The following is a 21,643-nucleotide window of genomic DNA, read 5'->3' as shown; positions in this document are numbered from 1 at the left end:
ACCGGAGCTGCCCCGGCGACCTAATGACCCAGAAGCTGAAACCCAGGCATACAATATGTCCTTATCGCCCAACGGAGACGCACCCTTGCATCTCTACGTTTGGCTTCTTTCAGCTTCTATAGGCTGACGCGATTATATTCCCCTTTTCCCTATGCGTAAAACAGTTAATGCTAAAAGCCCGGCTCCCAGCGTGCGGTTTGTCGAGATTCACGCCGAACAGGCGGGACAACGCATCGACAATTTTCTCATCCGGCTTTGCAAAGGCGTACCAAAAAGTCATCTTTACAAAGCCATACGCGGTGGCGAGGTCAGGGTAAATAAAGGACGCATTAATGCCGAATACCGTTTGGTTGCCGGCGACCTGGTGCGTGTGCCGCCCATGCGGTTGCCCCAGGCTGACGAAGCCCGCAGCGTACCGCCCATGGTCTTTCCTGTGGTGTTCGAGGATGACGCCATGGTTGTCATCAACAAGCCGGCAGGCGTTGCCGTGCATGGTGGCAGTGGTGTGTCGTTCGGTGTCATTGAACAGATGCGTGCGGCGCGGCCCGACGCCCTCCTTCTCGAGCTGGCGCACCGCCTTGATCGTGAAACCTCGGGTCTGCTCATGATTGCCAAGCAGCGCAAGGCGTTGTTGCGTTTACACGACATGTTGCGCGAAAGTGAAGGCCGCAAGCATTACCAGGCTCTGGTAGTGGGTGATTGGGTCAATGACAGACAGCACATGCGCCAGCCACTGCTCAAATGGCTGACCGCGTCGGGCGAGCGTCGCGTGCGCGTAGATGCTGAAGGAAAGGTGGCGCACACCATAGTGACGTTACAGAAGCGTTATGGTCGTTACAGCCTGTTGGGGGCCGAACTGCGCACCGGGCGTACCCATCAGATTCGCGTACATCTGGCATCCGCAGGCTACCCTATTGTGGGCGATGAAAAATACGGGTCTGACGACGTGCGCGACCGCTTTTTCAAGCTGGGCTTTCGCCGTATGTTTCTGCATGCCGGGCGGCTGGATATTCCTCACCCGATCACGGGCGAGCCGTTAAACTTGGTTGCACCTCTTCCGCCCGACTGTATGAAAATTCTTGATTATCTGGAGCAAACTTCGTGAAGCATTATTCTGCTGTTATCTTTGACTGGGATGGCACGGTCATGGATTCGACGCATTCCATCGTGTCAGCCATACAAATGGCCTGTGCCGATGTCAGCCTTCCGGTGCCCTCTGCCCAAGATGCTGCCTGGGTCATTGGGCTGTCGCTTGAAAGTGCGCTGTACCGCTGCGTGCCTGCTCTTACAGCCGAGCAGTTGCCATTGTTTCTTGAGCGCTACCGGTATCATTTTCTGGGGCGGGACACGCAAATAAAGCTGTTTGACGGTATCCCCGAGCTTATTACCACATTGAGATCGCGTGCAGTAACGCTGGGCGTGGCCACGGGAAAGAGCCGTGTAGGCCTTAATCGCGTTCTGGCCAGCACGCAATTGCATGAGTGTTTCGACATTACACGCTGCGCCGATGAGTCTTTCGGTAAGCCGCATCCTGGCATGCTGCTTGAAATCATGGAAGCACGCGCACTTCGCCCCGAGCAGGTACTAATGGTTGGCGATACCACGCATGACATCCAGATGGCGCTAGCTGCGGGCGTTGACTGCATGGCGGTTACCTACGGTGCGCATGATAAGCCCACACTGGTCAAGGCGCAGCCTACCGTTATGGTTTCCAGTGTGCCTGAAATGCAAGCCTGGTTGCTTGACCGCGTTTGATCTGGCGCACTGTCAGTTTGATGGCTCAGCGGGTACAGGCCTGAAGCGCCCGGCTCAGGTCAGAACAATCGTGCAGTGAAAACCGCGATGGTGACACTCAGGCAGGAACTAGTCGGGTATTCTGGTGTCTTACGCAGATAGCCCCCACCTGCCCAAGGAAAACTCATTTATGCCATCGATCAAGCCGCCAGGTCTCCCTCCTTCCAGTATTACGCCTGAACACGTTTGGCTCGCGCGACGGCAGTGGATGCGCCAAATGGGGGTGGGGGCACTTGCGCTGGGCGCCGGCAGCATCATGCCTGCCCTGGCCGCCAGCCCCACTGATGCGCGAACGCCGCTCGTGGCTACGCCCAACCCATCGTATCAGCTCATGCGCGCGCCAACCGCTGAGCAGGACGTTATTTCATATAACAATTTTTATGAATTCGGCACCGGCAAAAGTGACCCAGCGGACTACGCCGGGGCTATGGTTCTCAGGCCTTGGACGGTCAGCGTAGAAGGGGAAGTCGGCAAGCCTCAAGTGTTTGATATTGACGACTTGCTCAAGCTCGCGCCGCTCGAAGAGCGGGTGTATCGCATGCGTTGCGTTGAGGCTTGGTCTATGGTGATCCCCTGGACGGGCTATTCGCTGTCGGCATTGCTCAAAAAAGTAGACCCTACTAGTCGTGCCCGCTATGTGTCATTTGTTACGGCAGAGCAGCCCGAAAACATGCGGGGCCTTAGCAGCCGTATTCTTGACTGGCCGTACGTTGAAGCGTTGCGCATTGATGAGGCCATGCATCCTCTGACCATGCTGGTGTTTGGGGTTTATGGTAAGGCGCTGCCAGGTCAGAACGGTGCCCCCATGCGTGTGGCCATCCCCTGGAAATACGGTTTCAAGTCAGGCAAGTCAATTGTGCGTATCGTACTGTCTGAGAAAATGCCTGAAACAAGCTGGAACAAGGTCGCTCCCAGCGAGTACGGCTTTTACGGCAACGTGAACCCGACAGTGCCGCATCCGCGTTGGAGCCAGGCCACCGAAAGACGCATAGGTGACGGTTTCTTTGCGCCCAGGGTCGATACACTGATGTTCAACGGTTACGCAGACGAGGTCAGTTCCCTGTACCAGGGTATGGATCTTAAGCGCTGGTACTGATTGATGGCTACCACAGCAGCGTCCAATTGGAGTGCGCGCCAGGTAGGCCGCGTCAAGCCATTCTTCTTTCTGCTTATGCTTTATCCGCTGGGGCGCTGGTTGTGGCTCGGCTTGGCCGGCGGGCTAACTGCCAACCCACCCGAATTCCTGATCCGTTCCTCGGGCATCTGGGCATTGGTGGCTTTGCTGATTACCCTGGCCATCACGCCCTTGCGTCGCCTCGTGGGGCAGCCAGCCCTGGTGCGGCTGCGGCGTATGGCGGGTTTATTTTCGTTTTTCTATACCTGTCTGCATTTGTTTGGTTGGGCGCTATGGGAACGCGGGCTCTCGCTTGCCGCCATGTGGCAGGATACAGTGCAGCGCACGTTTATAACCGTGGGTATGGTCGCGTTTGTGATGTTGCTTCCACTGGCGCTAACTTCAACACACGGCTGGATGCGCAGGCTTGGGCCTCTTTGGCAGCGATTGCACCGCAGCGTGTATCTGATTGCCGCGCTTTCAGTTTGGCATTTCTGGTTGGTGCGCGCTGGTAAGAATGATTTTGTCGAACCGTATACCTATGGCGCGGTGCTGGCTGTATTGCTTGCGCTGCGGCTGGTTTATGTGATCAGACGGCGTCTTGCCACCGCAGCGGCTGCACCGGTTAGGGTAGTGCCTTAAGCATCCCCAGCGTTTCTGCATCGGGCCGACCGTCATGCCGTGCGGGGCGGTAATGCATCTGGAACGCCCCCAACGCATTGATGGTGGCCTTGTCGAGCATGCCGCTGTCAGGTGTGGTGTAGCCCACCCTACGCAGTTCTGCCTGCACCCAGCTTATGGGTGGCAAACCATTTAGAAGGAACTCGGCGGCGTATTTTCGGGCAAGTGTGTCGTCATACCACCGTCCAACGCCTTGTTCTGCCAGCGCACGCCACGGAAACAGCGGACCCGGGTCGATTTTGCGCTGAGGGGCTACATCGCTATGCCCGACAATGTTTTCAGGCTTGATTTGGTGGCGGGTCATGATGTCTTTGATCAGTGCGACCAGGGTGCGCGCTTGTTGCGTCGAGTAATCGTCCCATTTGTCGGCACCAGGCCCTTGCAAGTAGCCTGAACGAGGGCTGCTCATAAGGCCCTGGTTAACGATTTCTATGCCGATCGACGTGCTGTTCAGGTCGCTGCGGCCATACCATTCGCTGACGCCTGCATGCCAGGCTCGGCGGTTTTCGTTCACGAGTTGATAAACATGAGGTTTGGCCTCATCGGTAACCAGATAGTGTGCGCTGACATTGCGCTCTGAGAGTATGCGCAGCGAGGCCTCGTTGTTTGCAGAGGTGTAGTGCAGCACAATGGTGGATACCCGGCTGTTCTGGCTTTTTGCCTGTACGCTTTGGTCAATACTGAGGCCTTGCGGCCCGCGCGAGGCACAGGCGGCCAATAGCACTGGCAGGGCCAGTACCGCAAAAGTGTGCCACGCGCGCCGGGCAGTACGGGTTGACGCCACACAAGCCAGATTGGTACCCGAGAGGCGGTTGGGGTGTTGAGGCTGCGTGTTCATGATTGCCATTATCACCCAGCCAGAAACAAAAAGATCGTGGGCTTTTTTGCAAGATCGGGTGTTGCCAGGGTTTTCCAATGCGCGACGGTATGTGTTTGAACCCACTCTTGCCCGGTTGTTAGTGCGCGGGCAACACAGAGCCGGGTGTTGCCCTGTAGTGTTTTTTTAAGCGTGTCGAACATAGCGTCATTACGATAAGGCGTTTCGATGAAGATCTGGGTCTGTTCAAGCTTTTTGGAGCTAGCCTCCCACTCTTTGATCTGGCGGGCGCGTGCGGTGGGCTCCACTGGCGCATAGCCATGAAATGCGAAGCGCTGTCCTTCGAGGCCGCTGGCCATGAGACTGAGCAAAATGGATGAGGGGCCTACCCACGGTTTGACGCTTATGCCCATGTTGTGTGCCAATGCCACGACCCGTGCGCCAGGGTCGGCAACAGCCGGGCACCCCGCTTCGGATACCAGCCCGATTTCGCCGCCTTCGGCCAAGGGTTGCAACCACTCGCGCATCTGCGGTTCTTGAATTTTGTCGGTAAGCGTGTGGATGGTGATTTCTTGCAGGGGCGTGAGCGTACTGATTTGTTTAAGAAAAGCGCGCGCGGTTTTGGCGTTTTCAGCAATGTACGTGTTGAGCCGGCTGGCTGTTTCGTGTACGGCCTGTGGCAGCCAGGTTTCGGGAGGAGCTTCGCCCAGGCTGACGGGTATAAGGTGCAGAATGCCGGAAGGTTTCATGATGGCCACATACAATAAGCGAGGATTAATGGTCAGGCCCGAGGGGGCCAGCCGTGCGTGAGCGGGTTCATGCCAAAGCTGCGCAACATGCGCGCCAGGGCAATAAGGGGCAGGCCGATGATGGCAGTGGGGTCGTCAGAGCGCATGGATTCCATCAAGGCAATGCCCAGGCTTTCGGCCTTGGCGCTTCCGGCGGTATCAAATGGCTGCTCACGCTCAAGATAGGCGACGATTTCGTCGTTGCTTAACGTGCGGAACCTGCACACGGTAACTACATCATCTACTTCAGTGCGCTGACCATTCGTTACGCACAAAGCGCTGTGAAATTGTACCGTTTGGCCCGAAAGCTGCTGAAGCTGGGCGTGGGCACGATCGTAACTGCCAGGCTTGCCGATGGGCTCGCCATCGATGGTGGCAACCTGGTCTGAGCCTATGACAACGGCGTCGGGGTGTTCTGACGAGACCGCGAGCGCTTTGGCTACCGATAGCCTTTGAGCGAGTGTCGCAGGTGTTTCGTCGGCCCGTGGGGTTTCGTCCACCATAGGAGCTATGGCGGCAAATGGAATGCCCAGCCGCTCAAGCATTTGTTGGCGATATGTTGAACTTGATGCGAGGATGAGACGCATGAGAAGGGTTTGGACCTGTTTGGTTTGACTGTAAAAGCCGGAACACGGTATTATCTAACGTTTTCCTTGTGTGCGAAAGCACGGCAAGGTGGGGGATTATCGCGTGGCCAAGAAGCAGCACGATACTCAGGGCACGCCAAGCCAGCAGGCAGCGGCGGCATCAAAACCTGAGGCACCGCAGCCACCAGGGCAGCATGAACAAACACTGCCCGAGGTCGAGCACGATAAATCGCTTGCAGGGGGGCGTCAAGCCCATCAGCTGGCAGGGCATGCTGAAGGCCTGTTTGTTGATACCGCCGAGCTTGCTCGTCAGGGGCGAGCCTTTGAAGACCATACACCGATCATGCAGTTTGCGCGGCTTGTGGGCGATTTGCCTACTCAGTTGCCAGGCAGCGAGGTGCAGTGGTCTGTAGCGGGCAAAACTGACATGCAGGGCAGGCAATGGGTTCACGTTGTGGCAAATGCCCAGCCAGTCATTGAATGCCAGCGGTGCATGCAGCCCTTCGCCCTGCAGGTTGATGTCGACAACCTTCTTCAGGTAATGAAATCTGAGGCCGAACTCGAAGCGCAAGAGGCGCACGACGAAAGCACGGGTGAGGTCGTCGAGCGCATTGTGGGCACAAGGCGCCTTGATGTGCTGGGGTTGGTCGAAGATGAAATCATCCTTGGCCTGCCTTACGTGCCCAAGCATGAAATTTGCCCGTCATTGCCGGCTCCGTTGCATGAAGCCGATGATGACGATACCCCGTCGTCGCCTTTTGCGGCGCTGGGCAAGCTTAAGAATCATTGATCTAACGCAGTTTTAACTTGCGGACTATCGCGTACAATAGCGATCCGCTTTCAGGAGTAGTCATGGCCGTCCAGCAAAACAAAAAAAGTCCGTCCAAGCGCAACATGCGCCGTTCGCACGATTCCATCTCGACGCCCGCAACGGCTGTCGAGCCCACCACGGGTGAGCTTCATCTGCGTCACCACATCAGCCCTAACGGCTTTTATCGTGGTCGCAAAATCTTCAACACCAAGAACGACGAGTAATACCTCATCGTGCGCTCACGCTGTAACAGCCAAGGGTGGTGCGCCTGATGTCCGCAAATACAATTCGGATCGCCATCGATTGCATGGGCGGTGATGTCGGTTTGCCGGTTACCATACCGGCCGCCGTGCAGTTCGCCCAAAGTAATCCTGATACCCGTTTTCTGCTTGCGGGCGATCCGGTTGCCATCGAGGCCCATTTGCGAGAGCAGGGGTGTCTCGGCAAAGACTGGTACGAAATTCTTCCGGCCTCAGAAGTCGTTCTCATGGATGATTCCGTCGAGATTGCTCTGCGTCGCAAGAAAGACTCTTCTATGCGGGTAGCTGTCCAGGCTGTCAAAGATGGTCGGGCCGACGCGTGCATTTCGGCAGGCAATACCGGTGCATGGATGGCGATATCGCGCTACATACTTAAAACGCTCGACGGCATCGATCGGCCGGCCATTGCCACGTCTATTCCTAACCAGAAGGGCGGTGCCACCACGGTGCTCGACCTTGGCGCCAACGTTGACTGTACGGCTGAGCATCTGCTGCAGTTTGCCATTATGGGTTCTGCGCTGGCGTCCACGGTAGACAGGCAGCCCCGGCCCACCATCGGCTTGCTCAATATTGGCCAAGAGGTCATTAAGGGTAACGAGGTCGTCAAGCGCGCAGCAGAACTGCTGCGTGGCAGCGGGCTCAATTTTTATGGCAATGTCGAAGGCGATGATATCTGCAAGGGTACTGTCAACGTCATCGTGTGTGATGGTTTTGTCGGCAACGTGGTGCTTAAGTCTATCGAAGGCGTCGCCAAGATGGTTAGTACCATGATGCGGGCTGAGTTCAAGCGCAACATGTTTACCCTGATTTCTGGGCTCATGGCCAAACCGGTGCTCAACCGCCTGCGCGACCGTGTCGATAATCGGCGCTACAACGGTGCTGCGTTGCTGGGTTTGCGCGGTATAGTTTTCAAAAGCCATGGGTCGGCTGACGCCTATGCCTTTGGGTACGCGCTGCGGCGTGCACGCGAGGCTGTGCAAAACGGGCTGCTTGATGGTACAACACGTGCCATTGACGAGCTTCGTCAGAGCCTCCAAGAGGCGGCGCAGACGTCAGCGAATATTCCCAACGATTTATCAGATCCTGTGCCGTAGCCAGGTGTTCGGAAACCACTATGCCTTATGCCAAGATAATTGGGTCAGGGGGTTATTTGCCTCCTCGGATCGTCAGTAACGATGACCTGGCCGCTGATCTGGCGTCTCGCCATATCGAAACTTCCGATACATGGATACGAGAGCGCACGGGTATCAGGCAACGGCATATAGCTGATGCCGACATGACCACCAGCCAGCTCGCAACTTGGGCGGCGCAGGCCGCGCTCGAAAACGCCGGTATCGAGGCCGCCGAGGTTGACCTCATTATCGTCGCCACGTCCACGCCTGATTTTGTCTTTCCGAGCACTGCCTGTCTGGTTCAAGCCAACCTGAATGCGCCGGGCGGTGCCGCCTTTGATGTCCAGGCGGTATGTAGTGGTTTCGTCTATGCACTCGCCACCGCCGATGCATTCATCCGCGCGGGTCGATCAAAGACAGCGCTGGTCATTGGTGCTGAAGTGTTTTCCAGTATCCTGGACTGGAGCGATCGCGGTACGTGTGTGCTTTTTGGCGATGGTGCCGGTGCAGTCGTACTTCGGGCGTCTGAAGAACCTGGCATTATTGCGGCGCAGCTTAATGCCGACGGCCGCCAAATGGGCATACTTTGTGCCGCAGGCAATGTATCGCATGGCAAAGTCGTGGGTGACCCTTTCTTGCGCATGGACGGTCAGGCTGTATTCAAGCTGGCCGTCACATCGCTGACCAAATCGGCGCATGACGTATGTGACCAGGCAGGCGTGTCGCTCGACGACGTAAACTGGCTGGTGCCGCATCAGGCCAATGTTCGCATTATCAATTTTCTGGGGCGCAGGCTGGGTATAGGCGACGACCGCGTGGTCATTACCGTAGACCAGCATGCCAATACTTCCGCCGCAAGCGTGCCTCTGGCATTTGACGTGGCGCGCCGCGATGGGCGCATCAAGGCTGGCGACACTGTGCTAATGCAGGGTGTTGGAGGCGGTTTCACCTGGGGTTCCATTTTGGTGAAAATTTAGGGTTAACAATAATGAAAATTGCTTTTGTCTTTCCGGGGCAGGGTTCACAGTCAGTAGGCATGCTTGATGCCTGGTCGGGCAATGCTACAGTGGCTGATGTCGTCAGCCGGGCATCAGGTGCTCTTGAGCAAGATCTGGCCGCGTTGATCGCAACTGGCCCGTCCGACGATCTTAATCTCACAACCAATACCCAGCCGGTCATGCTTACGGCCGCCGTAGCCATTTATCACGCCTGGCTCGATGCTGGTGGCCGACGTCCCGATCTGGTGGCTGGGCACAGTCTGGGCGAATACTCGGCGCTGGTCGCTGCAGATGCACTCGGCGTCGAAGATGCCGTGCGCCTGGTGCGTATTCGCGCAGACGCCATGCAAGCGGCAGTGCCCGTCGGCACAGGCGGCATGGCGGCCATTCTTGGTTTGTCCGACGACGATGTCCAGTCGGTCTGTGAGCAGGCAGCTCAGGGGCAGGTGGTAGAAGCTGTCAATTTCAATGCGCCAGCACAGGTCGTTATTGCCGGCCATAAAGCAGCGGTTGAGCGCGCCTGTCAGCTGGCTAAAGAAAATGGCGCCAAGCGCGCGCTTGTGTTGTCTGTATCGGCACCATTTCACTCTAGTTTGCTACAGCCAGCCGCCAAGGTGCTTGAGCAGGCGCTGGCAGATGTCAACGTGGGCGAGCCAGCAATTACGTTGATCAACAACGTTGATGTTGCCAGCCCGACGCAGGCCGCCGACATTAAAGACGCATTGGTGCGGCAAGCCTGGCATCCCGTGCGTTGGGTTGAAACGATTCAGGCCATGAAGACAATGGGTGTAACTCACGTGATCGAGTGCGGGCCGGGTAAAGTGTTGTCTGGTCTCACCAAACGCATAGAGCGCGATCTTGTCAGCTTGTCGGTCACTGATCCGGCATCGCTGCAGATCGCACTCGACTCACTCAAGGAATAAAAAGATGTCAGACCGGCAACTCGAAGGAAAGACCGCGCTCGTCACGGGCGCCACTCGTGGCATAGGCAAAGCGATAGCGCTCAAGCTGGCGGCCAACGGTGCCACGGTAGTGGGTACGGCCACCTCTGAGGCGGGTGCACAGGCTATCAGCGACATGCTTGCCGAAAGCGGCGGGCGTGGTGTCGTGCTTAATGTTAATGATGCTCAGGCTTGCGACATGCTGGCTGCTGAGCTGGGCCGGGACGGCGCGCCACATATTTTGGTCAATAATGCCGGCATTACGCGTGACAACCTTGCCATGCGGCTTAAAGATGATGATTGGCAAGCCGTACTTGATACCAACCTGACGTCGGTGTTTCGCCTGTCGCGTGCAGTCATGAAAGCCATGATGAAGGCGCGTGGCGGTCGCATCATCAATATTACTTCAGTCATTGGATCGGTCGGCAACCCTGGGCAGGCCAATTATGCGGCAGCCAAAGCTGGCGTGGCCGGGCTAAGCCGCGCACTGGCGCGCGAGCTGGGCAGTCGCAATATTACGGTAAACTGCGTAGCGCCAGGGTTTATTGATACTGATATGACCCGAGCCCTTAACGAGACACAAACGGCTGCAATTTTGGCCCAGATTCCGCTTGCGCGGCTGGGCGATGCCGAAGACGTAGCGGCTGCGGTTTCCTTTCTGGCTAGCCCGCAGGCTGGCTATGTTACTGGCACCACGTTGCACGTCAATGGTGGTATGTATATGTAATTAACGAACAGAGGCCCTCTCGTAGGGTAAAATCTGTTCAATTCACAGGTGTTCCGCGCCGGGGCCAAGCGCCATTTTGGCACCCCCCCTTCGCCGGCATGCCTTTTTTTTGTCATGGCCAGCACCAATAACTCATTCGTTTGGCTATAATTCGCGGGAATTTTCCCTACTTGGAGATCTGCATGGAAAGCATCGAACAGCGCGTCAAGAAGATCGTCGCTGAACAACTTGGCGTTAACGAAGCCGAGATCAAAAACGAATCTTCCTTCCTTGACGACCTCGGTGCCGATTCGCTCGACATGGTCGAGCTCGTGATGGCACTCGAAGATGAATTTGAAACCGAAATTCCGGACGAAGAGGCCGAGAAAATCACGACGGTTCAGCAAGCTGTCGATTACATCTCGTCGCATAGCAAACAGTAATATCAACTTTTCGGGTGCGCCCCGGTTTACCGCTGCGCAACCCCCAAGGCGGTTTCTAGGGAATGGTCCCGCTGTCCTGGCCAAGCATTTTAATGCTGTGGCTTGGCGCTGCGCCTGTTCACTTTAAACCGCTTTTTTTTTCAGGAGTCATCCGTGAAACGACGTGTCGTCATTACCGGTTTGGGTATTGTTTCGCCAGTCGGCAACGATATTGACAGCGCTTGGGACAATATCGTCAATGGGCGTTCGGGCATAGGCCGCATCACGCGTTTTGATCCTTCCGAGCTGAACTCCCATATTGCGGGTGAAGTCAAAGGTTTCGACGTTACGCAGTACATGTCTTCAAAAGAAGCCAAGCAAATGGATACCTTCATCCATTACGGCGTGGCTGCTGGCGTGCAGGCCTGGCGTGACGCCGGCTATGAACCCTCCGAGTCTGCCGCCGAACGCTGTGGCGTTATTCTGGGGTCGGGCATCGGCGGTTTACCCCGCATTGAAGAAACCCAAATCGAATATCTCCAGCGGGGCGCGCGTCGAATTTCACCCTTCTTCGTGCCGGCTTCCCTCATCAACCTTATATCTGGTCAACTGTCCATCAAGCTTGGGCTCAAGGGCCCCAGCTATGCGGTCGTGTCTGCCTGCACGACGGGGCTGCACTCCATTGGCGATGCGGGCAGGCTTATTGAATACGGCGATGCCGACGTCATGATTGCCGGAGGGGCTGAGGCAACTGTCTCGCCGCTGGGCGTGGGCGGTTTCGCAGCCATGCGTGCACTTTCCACGCGCAATGACGACCCTCAAACGGCGTCGCGCCCATGGGATCGCGATCGCGATGGCTTTGTACTGGGCGAAGGCGCAGGTGCGCTGGTCCTCGAAGAATACGAGCATGCCCGCAAGCGTGGGGCTCGCATTTACGGTGAGCTGGTCGGATATGGCATGAGCTCAGATGCGCATCACATTACGTCGCCTGACCGCGACGGTCCGCGCCGAGGCATGGTCAATGCGTTGCGCAGTGGCGGCATTAACGCCGATCAGGTGCAGTACATCAATGCACACGGTACTTCCACGCCACTGGGCGACAGAAACGAAACCGAGGCGCTCAAACTCGCGTTCGGCGACTATGCCAAAAAGCTGGTTGTCAATTCCACCAAGTCCATGACTGGCCATTTGTTGGGCGCGGCGGGCGGGGTTGAGGCCGTGTTTACCACACTGGCTGTGTACAACCAAGTGTCTCCCCCCACCATCAATATTTTCAATCAAGACCCCGACTGCGATCTCGACTACTGCGCCAACGAGGCACGAGATCTAAAGATCGATATCGCGCTGTCCAACTCGTTTGGCTTTGGCGGCACGAACGGCTCCATGATCGTCCGGAGGGTCTAGGCTGAGACACTGCGTGTCCTTGCTTTACCAATGGCCTGTCAAGCAGACGCGTCAGTTGGCGTTATTCAACGCCCTGACGCGTCGTCAGTTCCATTATTCAGGCACGCTTACCCTGCATGCCAACGGGCTTTGGCAGGCCGGTCCGGCCATCCAGGGCTATCTGCGATTGGCCAGGGTTTGGCAAACTCCAGCGTGGCTTACCTTGCGTTTTTTGCCTGCTCAAAACGGTGTCGCTGTTTCGGCGACTCCGTCTGGTGTGGTCTGGCCACGTAATAGTGCGGCGCTGTCGGCCGCTGTAGCGCCCCGCGTACCGCAGGGGCGAGTTGATCTGGTAATCTGGAAGCATTCTCTGGCGGGCACAGCTTGGCGTTCGCTGCGTACCCAGGTAGCAAGGCAGGCTGTCATGCCTCGCCGCGCCCTCAAAAAGGAAGGCCCATGAGTGAACGCGATGTCGATGCCCAACTGGTGGCTCGCGTACAGCGTGGCGACAAGCGTGCCTTCGACCTGCTGGTGCTTAAGTACCAGCGCAAAATAATGCGGCTGCTATCACGCATGATTCGTGATCCGGCCGAAGTCGAAGATGTCGCCCAAGAAGCCTTTATCAAGGCATATCGCGCTTTGCCCCAGTTTCGGGGCGATAGCGCGTTTTATACGTGGCTGTATCGCATCGCCATCAATACGGCGCGTAACTGGCAGGCGGCCAGCGCTCGCCGTCCCGTCACATTAAATGAACGTGTTGACGAAGATGGTGAAACTTTTAGCCGAATTGATAACCTAACCGACAATAGCACTCCAGAGTCCATGGTAGCGAGCCGTCAAATCGTCGAAACGGTCAACGCTGCCATGAACGCACTGCCCGAAGAACTGCGCACCGCTATCGTGTTGCGCGAGATCGAAGGCCTGAGCTATGAAGATATTGCGCAAACTATGGGTTGTCCTATTGGTACCGTGCGTTCGAGAATTTTTCGCGCCCGTGAAGCCATTTCAGCTCAGTTGCGTCCCGTTTTGGGCAACGACTCTGATCGTCGCTGGTAAGGAGCACTAAATGCAAGTCGCCAAGCAGTCCCATCAAGACCAGGAGCAGGCATCCTGGGAAGCCTCCGTTTCGTCCTGGGTAGACGGCGAGGGCGAAATACGTCCTGAAGAGCTCGATTCCCCCTATGGGAGGCATGTTTGGGATACCTATCACCTGATCGGCGATGCAATGCGCAATGAAGAGCTTGCCATCAAGCCTTCCGATCTGTTTTACGCGCGAATTTCCAAAGCCATAGACGCCGAGCCGCATATTGTTGCACCACGCATCAGCCGTCATGCGCTTATGCGCACAAGCCTGTCGGGGCTGGCCGTTGTGGCCGCCATGGCGTCGGTGGCATGGGTTGCATCGCCTTATTTTTTCCCCAGCACGTCAGGGCCGTCAAATGTTCAGGTGCTGGCCTCTTCGGGCGACGATACGCGTCTCGCTGACTATCTCGATGCGCATCGCGAAATTGTTGGCGCCAGCCCGGTGCGCCAGGCTTCATTCGAGGTGTCTCGCTAATGACTACGGGGGCTTGTCTCACTTCTGGCCATGGTGGGCATGGTGATGCGGGCATGAGGGTCGCTCGTCATGCTTCGCGTATGTTGGCTATTGCATGTGCGCTGGCGTGGGTAATCACCACGCCGGCGAGGGCGGCGGAGCCCAGCAGTGACGAGGTCGCGGCCCAGCAAGCGGTCGCCATCCTGCAACAAATTCAGACGGCAGCGCGAACCCTTGATTACTCCGGGGTATACACGTACCAGCAGGGGCAGGCGATGGTGTCATCGCGTATTGTGCACATGGTTGACGGCACCGGCGAGCGCGAGCGCATTGAGCTGCTTGACGGCGAGCCGCGCGAGTACATTCGACATAATGATGAAAGCCGCTGCCTTATGCCGTCAAAAAAAGTAGTTCTTATTGAAGACCGACGTGGTGACCGTTTTCCGGGTCTGCTGCTGGGTGACAGCAGTAATTTGCCCAAGTTTTATCAAATTCGCACGGGCGGTTCGCATTATCGCGTAGCGGGTCGTGAGTGTCAGTTTATCGAGCTGGTGCCGCGGGACGACGCGCGCTACGGCTATCGTCTTTGTGCCGATACCGAAACCCACTTGCTGCTCAAAGCCCAGGTGGTTGGTAGCCATGGCATGATTGACCAGATTGCGTTCAATGCGCTTAGCCTTGGCAAGCAGGTGTCGCCTGAAGGCCTTGAGTCCAGTTTGAAAACTGACGGGTGGAAGGTGGTTCAGTCTGCCATGACACCCATCGACCTATCAAAAAAGGGTTGGCGCATTCCGTACCCGCCGGGGTATCAACCTGTTGTGCAGGCTGTACGTACCATGAAGCATGGGCGTCAGGTAAGCCAACTGGTGCTGGCCGATGGTCTGGCAGCCGTGTCTATTTTTATCGAGCCTATGGGGGCTGAGAAAGGTCCCCGAAACGGCAACGAGGTGGCCAGTACTGGCGCGATGAATATATTTAGCACCCGTGTTGGTGATCATTGGCTGACAGCCCTGGGAGAGGTGCCAGCGCAAACTCTGCGTGAACTGGTCGAGCGCACCGAATACGTGCCGCCGACTCAAACTTTGAATAATTAAGTTTCTAACAACGGAGTTCCCTATGCTTTCCGATTACCTTGGAAATAGTAAGCTCAAACGCTTCGCAGTATGTGCCTCGGCCAGCCTGCTTGTTGCATGCTCGTCAGTGGGCGCAGAAACGACTGCGCCCGTGGTCACGGCGACGCCGGTTCCTGTGTTGTCTGTTCCAGACTTTACCAGTGTCGTTGCCAAAACCGAGGGGTCTGTCGTTAATATCCGAACTACCGAGGCGGTGCCTGTGCGCGGTCAGGGTATGGGGCCGGGCGGTTCAACCGATCCCTATGAACTGTTCAAGTGGTTTTTTGGTCCCGATGCAGTGCCTCCAGGCATGCCGGGCAAGCGCGGCGAACGCGGCGACCGTGGCAATCGTGGTGCGGCACCTCAGGCAGCACCGCAGGAGCGCACAGTGCCTCGCGGCGTAGGGTCGGGCTTTATTATCTCGGCTGATGGTTACATACTTACCAACTACCATGTGGTCGATAAGTCCAATGGCATATTCGTAACCCTTACCTCTGGCAAAGAGTACCCAGCCAAAGTCATCGGTAGTGATGCACGTACCGACATAGCCCTTATAAAAATAGATGCCCACGGGCTTACGCCGCTGCCAATTGGCGACTCAAACAAGCTCAAGAAAGGGCAGTGGGTGCTGGCAATAGGTTCACCGTTCGGCCTTGATTCTACGGTTACCTCAGGCATTATCAGCGCCATTAATCGTGATACGGGTGACTATCTGCCGTTCATCCAGACTGACGTTGCGGTCAATCCGGGTAACTCGGGTGGCCCGCTCATCAATCTGGCAGGCGAAGTCGTCGGCGTGAATTCGCAGATTATCTCGCAAAGTGGTGGCTTCATGGGTATTTCACTGGCCATTCCTATTGATGAAACCATGCGTGTGGTTGAGCAGCTCAAGGCTCACGGCAAGGTAACGCGTGGTCGCATCGGTGTGCAGATTGGCCCGGTCTCTGATGAGGTCGCCAAGGCAATTGGCCTCGATCAAGCCGATGGCGCCATGGTAAGTAATGTTGAAAAAGATGGCCCTGCAGCCAAGGCAGGCATACGGGCGGGTGACGTCATTATTAAATTCGATGGTAAAAAGATCGAACACATGACTGACTTGCCGCGTATTGTAGGCAGCACCAAGCCCGGTAATCGCGTCGATATGGAAGTATGGCGCAAGGGTAAGGAGCAAAAACTCACCGTTACGGTCGCTGAAATGCCGTCAGCTAGCGACGCAGCCAGCGTCAAGACAAGTGAAAAGGCACCGCAAGAGTCTCCCGTTGATGCGCTGGGCTTAAAGGTGACAGAAGTCGACACGTCATCCTCCGATGCTCAGTTGCCTCACGAGGGCGGTGTGCAGGTGGTCGAGGCTACTGGCCCAGCTGCTGAAGCAGGTATTGCTGCGGGTGATATCATCGTGACCATCAACGATGTTGATATCAAGGGGCCTGAGCAGTTTGCAAAGGTCGTGTCGGGGCTTCCTAAGTCTCGCGCAGCTGCTCTGTTGGTTGTCCGCGGTGATCAATCACAGTGGCTCACCGTTACGCCTGAAAAATAATCCGTAGAAACGGCTAAAATGGCGTAAAGCAAAAGGGAGCGCCCCCTGGCGTTCCCTTTTTTTGGTTTTTTTCTGTTTCCGCTTTCTTTTTCGGACTTTCTTGCCGTTTTATGGATCACATCCGCAACTTTTCCATTATTGCCCATATTGACCACGGCAAATCCACACTCGCTGACCGGCTGATTCATCGTTGCGGAGGGCTGGCTGACCGCGAAATGTCCATGCAAGTGCTTGACTCCATGGATATCGAGCGCGAGCGTGGCATCACGATCAAGGCACAAACTGCTTCGCTCAGCTATACCGCGCGCGATGGCCAGGTCTATGCACTCAATCTCATCGATACGCCAGGGCACGTTGATTTTTCCTACGAGGTCAGTCGTTCGTTGTCGGCGTGCGAAGGCGCGTTGCTTGTGGTCGATGCGACCCAGGGCGTTGAGGCACAAACTGTAGCCAACTGCTATACCGCGATTGAGCTGGGTGTAGAGGTTTTACCTGTGCTCAACAAAATGGATCTGCCTTCTGCCGATCCCGAGGCCGCGCGCGAAGAGGTTGAAGACGTAATCGGCATAGATTCTACTGAAGCTATTTTGTGCAGTGCCAAAACAGGCATGGGTATTGAAGATATTCTGGAGCAGGTCGTGGCCAAGGTGCCGCCGCCCAAGGGTGATCCACAGGCCCCGTTGCAGGCGCTTATTATTGACTCCTGGTTTGACAACTACGTGGGCGTGGTCATGCTGGTGCGCATCGTTAACGGTGTGCTCAAGCCTAAAGACAAAATTTTGCTCATGGCCAGCGGCTTTAGCCATCTGTGTGAGCAAATTGGTGTGTTTACCCCCAAATCAATGCCGCGCACCGAGCTGTCGGCAGGGCAGGTTGGGTTTGTTATTGCAGGTATCAAAGAGCTGGAGCACGCCAAGGTCGGCGACACCATTACCCTGGCTGGCAAGCCAGCGGCTAAGGCTCTGCCTGGTTTCAAAGAGGTCAAGCCTCAGGTGTTTGCCGGGGTGTACCCGGTCGAAAGCAGTGAGTACGACCAGCTGCGCGATTCGCTCGAAAAGCTCAAGCTTAACGACTCCTCGCTCATGTTCGAGCCCGAAGTTTCGCAGGCACTGGGTTTTGGCTTTCGCTGCGGCTTTCTGGGCCTGCTGCACATGGAGATTGTGCAAGAGCGCCTTGAGCGCGAGTTTGACATGGACATCATCACCACGGCGCCGTCTGTGGTGTACGAAGTCCTGACAAACGACGGCGTCACTCAAATGGTAGAAAGCCCCTCGCGCATGCCCGAGGTGGGCCAAATTAGCGAGATCCGCGAGCCCATTGTCAACGTGACGCTGTTTATGCCGCAAGATTACGTAGGCCCCGTCATGAGTCTGTGCATGGCCAAACGGGGAGTGCAGCTCAACATGACCTATCATGGAAGGCAGGTGCATCTGGCTTACGAAATGCCGTTGGCCGAAATTGTGCTTGATTTCTTCGACAAGCTTAAGTCGGTGTCGCGTGGTTATGCGTCGATGGATTACGAGTTCAAAGAATACCGGGCCGCAGATGTCGTGCGCGTCGATCTGCTCATCAATAGTGACAGGGTCGATGCGCTGTCCATGATCGTGCATCGTGCCAATGCTCGCTACAAAGGGCGTGAGGTTGTCAGCAAAATGCGTGCGCTGATACCGCGCCAGATGTTCGATATTGCCATTCAGGCAGCCATCGGCGCCGAAGTGGTTGCGCGCGAGAATGTAAAGGCTTTGCGCAAGAACGTACTGGCAAAATGCTATGGGGGCGATATTTCTCGCAAGAAGAAGCTGCTCGAGAAGCAAAAAGCCGGTAAAAAGCGCATGAAGCAGGTGGGTAACGTCGAAATACCCCAAGAGGCTTTCCTTGCCATATTGCAGGTCGAGGACAAATAACTTGGACAACAACAAGGTGCTGCTGGTATGAGCTGGGATTTCGCCCTCATTCTTTTTTTTCTGCTGGTACTTACCGGCGTGGTTTGGTTTCTGGATTTCTTCTGGCTGCGTAAGCGGCGTCGCGCAAAGGGTGTTGCCGCCATGGCGGCAACGGCACCCGCCGTGCAGGGGCTTAATGAGGCCGAAGCCTCGCGGGTGCGCCAGGAAGCCTATGACAATGCAAATAGGGCACCTTGGTGGATCGAATACTGTGTAAGTTTTTTTCCGGTCATTCTATTTGTGTTCGTGCTGCGCTCGTTCATCGTGGAGCCGTTTCGCATACCCTCGGGTTCGATGCTGCCCACACTGAAAGACGGCGACCTTATATTGGTCAATAAATTTCAGTATGGCGTGCGCCTGCCTATTATCGATCAGAAAATTGTCAATCTGGGCACACCAGAACGCGGTGATGTGGTCGTATTCAGGTACCCGGTTGACCCAAGTATTGATTACATCAAGCGCGTGGTTGGCCTGCCGGGCGATGTTGTACAGTATAAAAACAAGGTGCTGTCCATTAACGGGCAAGAAATTCAGCACTTGCGTGATGGTGACTTTTTTGAGCCTGATCGTTCTGCTTATGTAGGCCGTTACACCGAACAGTTGGGCAAGACTTCGCATCGCATTTTGCTGAACAAACGGGCGCCTCAAGACTTTATGGCCATTTCCAATTACCCCTACCGTGAAAACTGTGAGTACCTCAATGACGGGGTACGGTGTACTGTGCCGGCAGGGCACTATTTCATGATGGGCGACAATCGCGATAATAGCCTTGACAGTCGATACTGGGGCTTTGTGCCAGATAAAAACCTTGTGGGTCGTGCATTTTTTATCTGGATGAACTTCAGTGAGCCCAGTCGCATAGGTGGTTTTCATTAATGCCCGGTACTGAACCTCTCCAGGCGGCGTTGGGCTATACCTTCAGCGATATAAAACTGCTTGAGCAAGCCTTAACGCACAGAAGCCATAGCGCACGCCACAACGAACGGCTCGAGTTTCTGGGTGATTCGGTCGTCAATTTCATCGTTGCTGCGCTGCTTTTCAAACGTTTTCCCAAACTGGCCGAGGGCGATCTGTCGCGTCTGCGGGCCAATCTGGTAAAGCAGTCTGCGCTGGCCGATATTGCTGCTCATCTTTCGTTGTCACAGTATTTGCATCTCGGTGAGGGTGAGCTCAAAAGCGGTGGTTTCCGCAGGCCATCCATACTGGCTGATGCTGTTGAAGCCATTTTTGGTGCTGTGTTTCTCGATGGGGGCTTTGAAATGGCTCAGCGAGTTATCGAGCACCAGTATGACTTCGTACTCGAGCATGTAGACGCCAAGTCCCTTGGCAAAGATCCAAAAACCTTGTTGCAAGAACTGCTTCAGGCCCGCAAGCTTGATCTGCCGCTTTACACGGTTATTGGCACTCACGGTGCCGCGCACAACCAAACGTTCGAGGTAGAGTGTCAGGTGCCCAAGCTTGAAATTAAAGTAACGGCCGGAGGAACCAGCCGCCGGGCCGCTGAGCAGTCTGCGGCTGAGCAGGCCATTGTGGCCATCAAGGCGCTAGCGCCTTTAAAAGGGCGCAGCGCCGCCCGTTCCCGCAAGGTAAAGCAGTTATCGCTGCCCGTAGCGGTAGCCCAGGAGAACAAATGACCGATACCTTTCATTGTGGTTTTGTGGCGGTGATCGGACGCCCCAATGTCGGCAAGTCGACGCTGGTCAACGCCCTGATCGGGTCAAAAATATCCATTGTGTCTCGCAAGGCTCAGACAACCCGCCATCGCATTCATGGTGTCCTTACACGTGAGCAGGAGCAGTTCGTGTTTGTTGACACGCCCGGCTTTCAGACCCGCCATGGCGGGGCAATGAATCGCATGATGAACCGCGTGGTTACTCAGGCGCTTACTGACGTCGATGTGGTGGTTCATGTGGTTGAGGCAGGCAAATGGTCGTCGAGTGACGCGCAAATACTGCCATTGCTGCCCGCGCCAGAAAAAACCATACTGGTGATTAATAAGGTAGATGCGCTCAAGAGCAAAAATGATTTGTTCGCCTACACGGGTAAAATTATGTCGCAGTATCCGTATGCAGCCGTCGTGCCGGTGAGCGCCTTGCGCGGTGTCCAGCTCGAAAACCTGCTTACAGAGATAGCAGCAAGGCTGCCCGTAGGCGAGCCCATGTTTGAGGCCGATACCCTTACTGATCGGCCTATGCGCTTTATCGTGGCCGAAATGCTGCGCGAGAAAATCTTCCGTCTTGTTGGCGATGAACTGCCATATGGTTGCACGGTTGTTATCGAGCAATGGGAAGAAAACGACGAAGGGGCGCGGGTGTCGGCATGCATCGTGGTCGAGCGCGAAACACACAAACCTATTTTGCTGGGAACGGGCGGTGTACACATGAAGCGCATCGCCACTGAGGCCCGGCAAGATATGGTCAAGCTGCTCGAAAAACCCGTCTTTCTTGATGTGTATATTAAGGTTCGCAAGGGCTGGTCAGATCGCGAGAGTACCTTGCGCGAACTGGGATATGAGTAGACGGGTACTTCGTGTTCACGATACCCCAGGCTATCTGCTTCATGCGGCGCCGTGGCGCGAGACTTCGTTAATTGTCCAGACCTTTACCCATCAGTACGGTATTGTGGCGCTGGTGGCCAAAGGCGCCAAGCGCCCGCACTCCGCACTCCGTCCGGTGCTGTCAGCATTTCAGCCGCTAAGCCTTTCATGGAGCGGTGCTTCCGAAGTTAAAACGCTTACGCGTGCCGAATGTGCAGGCATTCATCCGCTGGGGGGCCGGGCCTTTATGTCAGCCTGGTACATGAACGAACTGCTGTTGCGTTTGCTGGCACGCGAAGACGCCCATCCGACGCTTTATGAAGCCTATGATGCTGCCTTGCAGCGTTTAAGTCAGAATCGGTCGCCAGCCAGTGCCTTGCGACGTTTTGAATGGGTGCTGCTCAGTGAAACGGGCTATGGGTCGTCTGAAACGCCACCAGACTTTGACGACCCGGCATACGAACCTGAATTACGTCGTGCATTGCGCGACCGGATCAATGTCCTGTTGCAACGTCCTCTGCAAACACGTAAGGTCTTGATGGAGTTGCAGAAATATTGAAACCG

Annotated in this window: 25 protein-coding genes; 22 read left to right on the top strand and 3 right to left on the bottom strand. The window is 55.9% G+C overall.

The features are described from left to right. Window positions 1–151: 151 nt before the first annotated feature. The 4 genes from FQ179_RS21810 (at window position 152) to FQ179_RS21795 (ending at window position 3,550) form a co-directional block, all read left to right on the top strand. A complete protein-coding gene (locus FQ179_RS21810) occupies window positions 152–1,105 on the top strand; it encodes an RluA family pseudouridine synthase (RefSeq protein ID WP_149399799.1) in 954 nt (317 codons plus the stop codon). After that, complete coding sequence (locus FQ179_RS21805; RefSeq protein ID WP_149399798.1) at window positions 1,102–1,755, top strand: HAD-IA family hydrolase; 654 nt, start codon at window positions 1,102–1,104, stop codon at window positions 1,753–1,755. Before FQ179_RS21810 ends, FQ179_RS21805 begins: the two co-directional genes overlap by 4 nt. Window positions 1,756–1,924: 169 nt before the next feature. After that, on the top strand, window positions 1,925–2,890 hold the full coding sequence (gene msrP / locus FQ179_RS21800) for a protein-methionine-sulfoxide reductase catalytic subunit MsrP (RefSeq protein ID WP_149399796.1): 966 nt from the start codon (window positions 1,925–1,927) through the stop codon (window positions 2,888–2,890). A 3-nt stretch (window positions 2,891–2,893) separates the two neighbouring features. Beyond that, the gene (locus FQ179_RS21795) at window positions 2,894–3,550 is read left to right on the top strand and encodes a sulfite oxidase heme-binding subunit YedZ (RefSeq protein WP_149399794.1); all 657 of its coding nucleotides are present in this window, start codon (window positions 2,894–2,896) and stop codon (window positions 3,548–3,550) included. On the opposite strand, the gene FQ179_RS21790 is transcribed toward FQ179_RS21795, so the two are convergent. The 3 genes from FQ179_RS21790 to FQ179_RS21780 are packed head-to-tail and all read right to left on the bottom strand — an operon-like array spanning window position 3,534 to window position 5,781. Next, a complete protein-coding gene (locus FQ179_RS21790; protein ID WP_149399792.1) occupies window positions 3,534–4,427 on the bottom strand; it encodes an N-acetylmuramoyl-L-alanine amidase in 894 nt (297 codons plus the stop codon). The genes FQ179_RS21795 and FQ179_RS21790 overlap by 17 nt on opposite strands. An 11-nt stretch (window positions 4,428–4,438) precedes the next feature. Further along, complete coding sequence (locus tag FQ179_RS21785; RefSeq protein ID WP_149399790.1) at window positions 4,439–5,155, bottom strand: SAM-dependent methyltransferase; 717 nt, start codon at window positions 5,153–5,155, stop codon at window positions 4,439–4,441. A gap of 32 nt (window positions 5,156–5,187) precedes the next feature. Further along, window positions 5,188–5,781, bottom strand: coding sequence for a Maf family nucleotide pyrophosphatase (locus tag FQ179_RS21780; RefSeq protein ID WP_149399788.1), 594 nt, complete (start codon window positions 5,779–5,781; stop codon window positions 5,188–5,190). A 103-nt stretch (window positions 5,782–5,884) separates the two neighbouring features. Between FQ179_RS21780 and FQ179_RS21775 the strand changes: the two genes are divergently transcribed. From FQ179_RS21775 to recO, 18 genes are all read left to right on the top strand, one after another. Next, a complete protein-coding gene (locus FQ179_RS21775; RefSeq protein ID WP_149399786.1) occupies window positions 5,885–6,571 on the top strand; it encodes a DUF177 domain-containing protein in 687 nt (228 codons plus the stop codon). Between the two features lie 62 nt (window positions 6,572–6,633). After that, entirely contained in the window at window positions 6,634–6,816 is a 183-nt protein-coding gene (gene rpmF, locus FQ179_RS21770) for a 50S ribosomal protein L32 (RefSeq protein WP_149399784.1), read from the top strand. A gap of 47 nt (window positions 6,817–6,863) precedes the next feature. Continuing rightward, the gene (gene plsX, locus FQ179_RS21765) at window positions 6,864–7,946 is read left to right on the top strand and encodes a phosphate acyltransferase PlsX (protein ID WP_149399782.1); all 1,083 of its coding nucleotides are present in this window, start codon (window positions 6,864–6,866) and stop codon (window positions 7,944–7,946) included. A 20-nt stretch (window positions 7,947–7,966) separates the two neighbouring features. Then, on the top strand, window positions 7,967–8,941 hold the full coding sequence (locus tag FQ179_RS21760) for a beta-ketoacyl-ACP synthase III (RefSeq protein WP_149399780.1): 975 nt from the start codon (window positions 7,967–7,969) through the stop codon (window positions 8,939–8,941). An 11-nt stretch (window positions 8,942–8,952) separates the two neighbouring features. Further along, a complete protein-coding gene (fabD, locus tag FQ179_RS21755) occupies window positions 8,953–9,885 on the top strand; it encodes an ACP S-malonyltransferase (RefSeq protein ID WP_149399778.1) in 933 nt (310 codons plus the stop codon). A 4-nt stretch (window positions 9,886–9,889) separates the two neighbouring features. After that, a complete protein-coding gene (fabG, locus tag FQ179_RS21750; RefSeq protein ID WP_149399776.1) occupies window positions 9,890–10,630 on the top strand; it encodes a 3-oxoacyl-ACP reductase FabG in 741 nt (246 codons plus the stop codon). A gap of 182 nt (window positions 10,631–10,812) precedes the next feature. Continuing rightward, window positions 10,813–11,052, top strand: coding sequence for an acyl carrier protein (acpP, locus tag FQ179_RS21745; protein WP_013742768.1), 240 nt, complete (start codon window positions 10,813–10,815; stop codon window positions 11,050–11,052). A 153-nt stretch (window positions 11,053–11,205) separates the two neighbouring features. Continuing rightward, window positions 11,206–12,435, top strand: coding sequence for a beta-ketoacyl-ACP synthase II (gene fabF, locus FQ179_RS21740; protein WP_149399774.1), 1,230 nt, complete (start codon window positions 11,206–11,208; stop codon window positions 12,433–12,435). A 13-nt stretch (window positions 12,436–12,448) separates the two neighbouring features. Continuing rightward, window positions 12,449–12,874 (top strand): hypothetical protein, encoded by a 426-nt coding sequence (locus FQ179_RS21735; protein ID WP_149399772.1) that lies wholly within the window; start codon window positions 12,449–12,451, stop codon window positions 12,872–12,874. Further along, the gene (gene rpoE / locus FQ179_RS21730) at window positions 12,871–13,470 is read left to right on the top strand and encodes an RNA polymerase sigma factor RpoE (RefSeq protein WP_149399770.1); all 600 of its coding nucleotides are present in this window, start codon (window positions 12,871–12,873) and stop codon (window positions 13,468–13,470) included. The genes FQ179_RS21735 and rpoE overlap by 4 nt, the downstream gene beginning before the upstream one ends. 10 nt (window positions 13,471–13,480) lie before the next feature. Continuing rightward, window positions 13,481–13,972, top strand: coding sequence for a sigma-E factor negative regulatory protein (locus FQ179_RS21725; protein WP_149399768.1), 492 nt, complete (start codon window positions 13,481–13,483; stop codon window positions 13,970–13,972). After that, window positions 13,972–15,045, top strand: a complete 1,074-nt coding sequence (locus tag FQ179_RS21720; RefSeq protein WP_255475103.1) for a MucB/RseB C-terminal domain-containing protein — start codon at window positions 13,972–13,974, stop codon at window positions 15,043–15,045. Before FQ179_RS21725 ends, FQ179_RS21720 begins: the two co-directional genes overlap by 1 nt. A 22-nt stretch (window positions 15,046–15,067) precedes the next feature. After that, complete coding sequence (locus FQ179_RS21715) at window positions 15,068–16,600, top strand: Do family serine endopeptidase (protein ID WP_149399767.1); 1,533 nt, start codon at window positions 15,068–15,070, stop codon at window positions 16,598–16,600. Between the two features lie 110 nt (window positions 16,601–16,710). Next, complete coding sequence (lepA, locus tag FQ179_RS21710; protein WP_149399765.1) at window positions 16,711–18,504, top strand: translation elongation factor 4; 1,794 nt, start codon at window positions 16,711–16,713, stop codon at window positions 18,502–18,504. A 27-nt stretch (window positions 18,505–18,531) separates the two neighbouring features. Beyond that, a complete protein-coding gene (gene lepB / locus FQ179_RS21705; RefSeq protein WP_149399764.1) occupies window positions 18,532–19,419 on the top strand; it encodes a signal peptidase I in 888 nt (295 codons plus the stop codon). Beyond that, the gene (gene rnc / locus FQ179_RS21700) at window positions 19,419–20,177 is read left to right on the top strand and encodes a ribonuclease III (RefSeq protein ID WP_149399762.1); all 759 of its coding nucleotides are present in this window, start codon (window positions 19,419–19,421) and stop codon (window positions 20,175–20,177) included. Before lepB ends, rnc begins: the two co-directional genes overlap by 1 nt. Beyond that, window positions 20,174–21,061: a GTPase Era gene (gene era / locus FQ179_RS21695; RefSeq protein WP_149399760.1), complete on the top strand. Its 888-nt coding sequence runs from the start codon at window positions 20,174–20,176 to the stop codon at window positions 21,059–21,061. Before rnc ends, era begins: the two co-directional genes overlap by 4 nt. Further along, on the top strand, window positions 21,054–21,638 hold the full coding sequence (recO, locus tag FQ179_RS21690; protein ID WP_149399758.1) for a DNA repair protein RecO: 585 nt from the start codon (window positions 21,054–21,056) through the stop codon (window positions 21,636–21,638). Before era ends, recO begins: the two co-directional genes overlap by 8 nt. Window positions 21,639–21,643 lie beyond the last annotated feature (5 nt).

Origin of the sequence: Pusillimonas sp. ANT_WB101 (genome assembly GCF_008369125.1) — a bacterium.
Taxonomy (GTDB): Bacteria; Pseudomonadota; Gammaproteobacteria; order Burkholderiales; family Burkholderiaceae_B; genus Allopusillimonas.
Note: the sequence above shows the minus strand (reverse complement) of the source record. Positions and strands in the feature narration are given on the sequence as shown.